Annotated in this window: 7 protein-coding genes; all 7 read right to left on the minus strand. The window is 37.6% G+C overall.

Annotated elements, in window-relative coordinates:
- On the minus strand, window positions 1–920 hold a 920-nt coding region (locus U9P79_01720; GenBank protein MEA2103346.1), incomplete at its 3' end, for a hypothetical protein.
- Window positions 921–1,201: 281 nt separating this feature from the next.
- Window positions 1,202–1,375 (minus strand): hypothetical protein, encoded by a 174-nt coding sequence (locus tag U9P79_01725; GenBank protein MEA2103347.1) that lies wholly within the window; start codon window positions 1,373–1,375, stop codon window positions 1,202–1,204.
- Window positions 1,376–1,379: 4 nt separating this feature from the next.
- A complete protein-coding gene (locus tag U9P79_01730; protein ID MEA2103348.1) occupies window positions 1,380–1,691 on the minus strand; it encodes a T9SS type A sorting domain-containing protein in 312 nt (103 codons plus the stop codon).
- Between the two features lie 376 nt (window positions 1,692–2,067).
- Window positions 2,068–2,706: a hypothetical protein gene (locus U9P79_01735; protein ID MEA2103349.1), complete on the minus strand. Its 639-nt coding sequence runs from the start codon at window positions 2,704–2,706 to the stop codon at window positions 2,068–2,070.
- A gap of 38 nt (window positions 2,707–2,744) precedes the next feature.
- Window positions 2,745–3,590 carry a hypothetical protein gene (locus U9P79_01740; protein ID MEA2103350.1) on the minus strand — a complete coding sequence of 282 codons (846 nt, stop codon included), beginning with the start codon at window positions 3,588–3,590 and terminating at the stop codon, window positions 2,745–2,747.
- On the minus strand, window positions 3,587–4,282 hold the full coding sequence (locus U9P79_01745) for a hypothetical protein (protein MEA2103351.1): 696 nt from the start codon (window positions 4,280–4,282) through the stop codon (window positions 3,587–3,589). Before U9P79_01745 ends, U9P79_01740 begins: the two co-directional genes overlap by 4 nt.
- 18 nt (window positions 4,283–4,300) lie before the next feature.
- Window positions 4,301–5,410 (minus strand): DUF6754 domain-containing protein, encoded by a 1,110-nt coding sequence (locus U9P79_01750; protein MEA2103352.1) that lies wholly within the window; start codon window positions 5,408–5,410, stop codon window positions 4,301–4,303.
- Window positions 5,411–6,072: the final 662 nt, after the last annotated feature.

The following is a 6,072-nucleotide window of genomic DNA, read 5'->3' on the forward strand; positions in this document are numbered from 1 at the left end:
TCTGCTGATAATGCACCACTCGCATCCGGAATAACTGCCATGTCGGTTGGTTGACCGGGAGCATTCGGATCTGCTGTAGGTGCCAATTCATATGCGCCGATGAGGTTGGGATCTTGCTGAATATTGATGAGTAAAGCAAATAAACCCTCATCATTTACATAAGTACAGCATCCACCAGCTGATCCGGAAACATATCCGGGCATATCAGTTGCATCGTGCATTACACCTGTAAGTGATTGGGTAGCAATTTCAAATTGCTTTAATTCGACTAATGAACCTGTTTGGCAAAAAAGCCAAAGATATGGTCCACCTTCTGTCCAAGGATCATAGGCACTACCATAAGTAGATTCTGCAATACCGGCAATATTTCCGTAAATTTGTGCACCGGTCATTGTGATTGCGCCAAAGTCACCCCAGTTACCAATCCAGAAGCCACCGTTTCCGCCATCAAGTTCAGGGTCATAAGCAATATGACGAATACCGGTAACACCGGCACAGGTTGCACTAATCGTTTCAACTAATGTTTGACCTTCAAGGTCCATTTTCTTCAAAGACATATCGGCAGCTGCCCCATAGAAATATTCGCCATCATAAGCCATATCGCGAATACATGTCGCTCCGGCAATGTCAAATTCTTCTACAAAAGTCCCGTCCATATCAAATTTATGGAAAGTAACTTCGCCTGTGCGCCAGTCAGTCGTGAAGATATGAGTGTCATTCGTTTCAATGCCAGGTTGACCGGCATCAATGTCCGGGAAACTATAAAGAACATCCCAAACTTCTTCAGAAACATTGGCGGGATTGTGGGTTGAGTTCCCTGCATTAGGAGAAACATCTTCAACAGGTTGAACATATTCTTCTTTTGCAGAAAGACCTACAACTAAAAATACCATCATTAATACAAGAAGTATTTTTTTCATAATTTTAATCTCCAAATCTTTTTTAATATTGTTTTCATTTCTTTCTTAATAATCAAGAATTGTTTTTAAATAAATTAACATATAATAATACCTAATTTAGAAGTGAACAGGTTAGCAAATGGCCTAATTTATAAATTAACATAATATGATCCATTGATAATTTCTGAATCTAATCGTCTCATCTTTCCATATCGTTCATTAATATTCTAATTTCATCGCTATTCGGATTATCATAATTTCCATACTTCTTTTAAAATGCAATACTTCACAAAACCACAAATTTATGTCAACAATTTTTCATCTAACAACAGATTTTTTTGTTTATCATTCATTTTATTGGTGGGAAAAAACAAGTTAGCAAGGGTTCTGTCAAGATTATCGAAAGTAAATTCTGCAAAATTATTAGGGTTTCTACCCATTTTAGATTCTATTTTTTCGATGAGTTCTTTACCCATATTTCTATTTCAATAAAATCATCTTCTGAATTTGTGAACTTGATTCTGTTTTTAATTTGTAGAAATAAACACCTGCTGCAACGTGATTTTTGTTTTCATCCGCTCCATCCCAAACGGTGGAATACTTTATCTGTGATGAGGCTGTGGAAACAGGTTCTTCACACTCCAATGTTTTCAATTTCTGCCCTTTCAAATTGTAAATTTCAAGTTCAATTTGTTCATTAAGTTGGTTTTGCTCTCTGCTGCAACTAAATAGAGTCTGTCCGTAAAGTATAGATTGGACGCAGATGAACGCTGAAAAAGTGGATTTTCGCAAGATAAAAAATTAATTACAAAAAGAGTAGTATCAGCGCCTGCCCCGTTGAATGCTTTGTATTTTAATATTCAACAGGGGTTCATCTGCAGAATCAGTGCTTGCCCTGTGGAATGTTTTTGTATTTATATTCCACTTGGGGTTTTTCTGCGTCGAATCACATTCGGAGAATCATTTCAAAAATGCGAGTTTACGGATGGACTCTAAATAGAGTCTGTCCGTAAAGTAGCCTTTTCGAGAAGTCACGGACCATTCCGTGACGAATTGAAAGAATTATACATTAAGTTAATTAGCGTTATATTTGTGAGTTGGAAAATCTTAAGTCAAGTTCAAAAAAACGGAACTTAACTCAAGATTTTTCCATAACCAGCTACTTCAATCAATTTATCCACCCCAACCAATCGCCCATTAGGAACTGAAGTCTTCCGATAAGCAGAGAAATACGTGCCATAACTGTATAACCAAAAGCAGCCCCGAAACAGACCATCAGGAAAAGAATTCCCACGCGAGCAGTACCACCGAAAACTCCTTCGTGTTTTTTGCTAAAGAAGAAATAAACGATTCCGGTAATTGTCCCGATAATTAAAATGAAATTCCCTAATATTATCGCTAAATTTGCACCCGCAAATGGATTCATTATCGTTGCCCTCATTTGGTTTAGAACGTCAGATTGCAAAGTTCGGATCAGACTCAATCCGGCAGTAGTTCCCACCACAAGTGCAATCGCATATCTGCTCAGCCAATCAATTTTGGGAATTAGGCGACAGAGCATAAAAATGCCAAGCATTGCAGGAACCAATAGATGTATCTGAGAAACAAAATTCGTCAAGATGGGATTAAACAGGTTTGGGATGAGAATGTTATAAACAGTATAAATAAACCAATATCCGGCGGAAATGCCGATAAATATTTGTTCTGCAACTTTATAAAGAGGATTATCTTTATACAAAAAACTAAAAATAGCGAAGGTTAAAATCGCTCCTATCCAGACTCCTAATCTATCCATAAATTCAACCATAAAAACTCCTTATCTTCCAAAAAAATAATTTATATTTTTCACGAAATTTTCTTTTCATTTTTTTTTGAAACAAAGTAACCGATATTACCAATTATAATAAAAATGATGATCACAAGATGGGCAATAGATTGTGCATCCATTCCTTTTGTAGCAGAGCCGGGGTGGTTAATTAGCACCTCATATTCGGCAGCTCCCTTCAACCCACCGAGCAAGCCGGTTAGTTGCTTTTGAGCATTTACATAAGGAGAAAGCGAGGGAACCTGCACTGCTGTAGAACCACCGGCAAGAGGAATACCGTAAGCGTCATGCCCTACCTGAACCCATTCTTTTAAGCCGGGAGCACCGGCAGACAAACCAATAATGAATTTTAGTCTTTTAAAATTTTTTATACCATCCATTATTTGTAATTCATCAATGGGAGTATTTGCTGCATCCGTTGGAAAGGCACTGCAGAAATCACGTCCCATAAGATTGATCGTAACAAGACCACCGGCTTTGTATCCAAGGTTCACAAAATCAATTCCATATTTTTTGTTTGGAAAATCAGGGGAAACTTCATCAATAGCTTCCATACACATTTGCACACCCATAGGCCAAAGAGCCGTGCAGATTACCTTGTAATCATTTCTAAAGCAATGTCTGATCAATGCCTCTGCCATTGGTTGTATCTCCGGTTTGGTTGAAGGTCCATAATCGAAAGAGATCAATACATGTGAACCTTTGGGAGCACTATCTACCAGTTCATAAACATTCTCTACTTCCGGAGTTACTTCTATTTTGAATCCAATCACAAATAATAAAGGTATCGCCACACTCAGAAAGATCAAAATGAAAATTATCCTGCGGTCGATAGCGAGCAATTTCTCAAATAATTTCATGATCATTTACCTCCCAAATAGGATCGTTCAATTCCAAGTATTATTCTAACTGAACTTCCTACAATACCCAGACCGGCACAGATCATAATGGCTCTTTGCCCCGTAGTCTGGAAATATTTAATGACGAATTGAGCTACCTGGGGAATGTGAAGATATGTCAGAGATTCAGGCACCCAGCCGGTTAGCCAGCTACCAATTGTAGTCCTGCCCAACATCACAATAACAGCAGCGATAAGGAGTAAAGTGGATTCTAAACTTCTGGCACGAAATGCCCGATAAGAAGCAGAAGCAACAAAAAATGCTAAAAGAGAAAACATCGTCGCAGACAAATTCTCGAAAAAATATTTGAAGAAGTAGTCAAAGGGTTTTAAACCAAGCCATGATACAACTCCTTGGCTATTTTTGAGTATTCCGGTTTGGTCTCTGGTGCCCCACAATATTCCGGCAATTACCATCGCCGCAAAACTGACGATGCAAATAATATAATATTGCCAGTTTGGTGCTTTGCGGGAAATTTTGATCGTATTAACTTTTATCAGATTCAATTGCCCCAGAAGAATCGCAAAACCGGATATGATCATAAACCAGGTTTCCAATCCGCCGGAAAGATTGCCAAATGGTTTGTGGGGAATAAATTCTGCAAAAATGATTAGAGTTCCAACTAAAAAAGTGATTAATAATGGTAAATTTCTTTTCATATTATCCTCTTTGGTTTATTATGAAGCTAAAAAATCTTTGAGAAAATGAATGCCAAATATTTCTAAAATGATACCCGCAACAATTGTAACCATAATAATTGCTTTTCCAACATCTTGTCCCTTTAGGCAGCCGAGCTGTTGGGGGTCTTGAGAAAGGTAAGCAGATGCTGCAAATAATTCTTCACCAATAAGAGTGTAATCACAAGCTGCTACGAAGAATGGAATTTGGGCAGGCATCGCTGTTCCGGCTATCTGGATGGCTCCGCTTTCATGACCGGTTTCGGCTAGGATAAGAGATTCCGCATAAAACGCTCCGAGATAAAAAGTTGCAGCCGGCTTTTCCCTGATAATAATTCCATCCACTCCCGCCACATATCCAAATTGATCATCAGTGAGATAATATACTGAGTCCGGATTAAAAGCATCAGGTCTGCCAACTTTAAGGTAGGATTCTTTTACAATCTCACGGGCTGTAGAAAGAACCATAGAACGGCTCACCGGAACATGAATGGTGGAATCGTATTGAGCAACTTTCTGAGCAAGATGCCCGAGAATATTTAGTCCTGCCAGAGTTTGAATATTATCGAGATCACCGATTCCGGGAACGAATAAAATGGGTTTCCCCAATTCCGTAGCTCGCCCAACCGCTTCACCGATTGTGTCTAATCCCGCAATTCTGCGGATGTATAATTTTTTCCCTTTTCGGGCGTGATAAATAAAATATAAAATTGCGATTCCAACGATTAGAAGCATAAGTAAAAGGGGAATTTTGCTTGTGTTAAACCATTGTGCGGTTGCTTTTGCACTTATCGTTTTGCTTGCGAGCAAAGCACCATCAAAATCAATGAAAGAAATTTTATAGTGATAAGTCGTACCGGTTTCAATGTTTTCCTCATCTGTGAAATTGGTATCGGTGATTGGTAATCGAACAATTTCGATAAAAGTGGAATTGTCTTTACTTTTTTCAATAATAATACTTTGCACATCAACTAAATCATATTCCCATTCCAGAACGATCGCACTTCCATCATCGTTTGGTTCATCGAATGCAGAAACCGATATTTCATTGGAAAGAAGGGGGAGGGAGAAAATAAATATTAAAAAAAATAAAAGAATGATTTTTTTCATTTTAGCTCCATTTTTTGAAATCTGTAATAATTTATCTGGAAAAAGCGATTTGATAATTATCCTGTCAATAAAACCCATAATTAATTTATGCATCCTCCCATTTTTTTACAAGGATGCATCTAAAAAAACCGAGTTATTTGAGGGCGTTTTGTCTGGATTTATTCGTCAGTCTTTTTGGACAATGTCTACGAGGGGGTAAACCCCCACGCTAAATCGAAAAAACTATTATGAATAATACTCATTACATAGCAGCCATTTTTTTTAGCCAGATTTATCCGGCTTTATTCGATTCAGCGTGGGCATTTATGCCCTCGCAGAAAGGAAAAAATCTGAATAACCCCGGAGTCAGTGAACAATATTCATTTTCAACCTATAAATTTAGAACTTCTACATCAACCATCTTATTTTCATTCTATTTAATTGATCCACTTTTATTTTACCTTTTTGTGAAAATGTGAAATCATAAACCATCTTTTCTCTTATAGGTGTAATTCACGCTGATCTTTTGCTGATTTTGGGGGGATGCGTGAACCCATAATTAATTTATGCTTATCCGCCTGATTTTTTCAGTCTGCAAAAAAAAATCCCCTGAGTTTTACACCAGAGGATTAATGATAAGAAATGTTTATTTGTGCTTATTAGGGAGCAGAATAAATGTTTGA

Source organism: Candidatus Cloacimonadota bacterium (assembly GCA_034661015.1).
In the GTDB taxonomy this organism is placed as follows: domain Bacteria; phylum Cloacimonadota; class Cloacimonadia; order JGIOTU-2; family JGIOTU-2; genus JAYEKN01.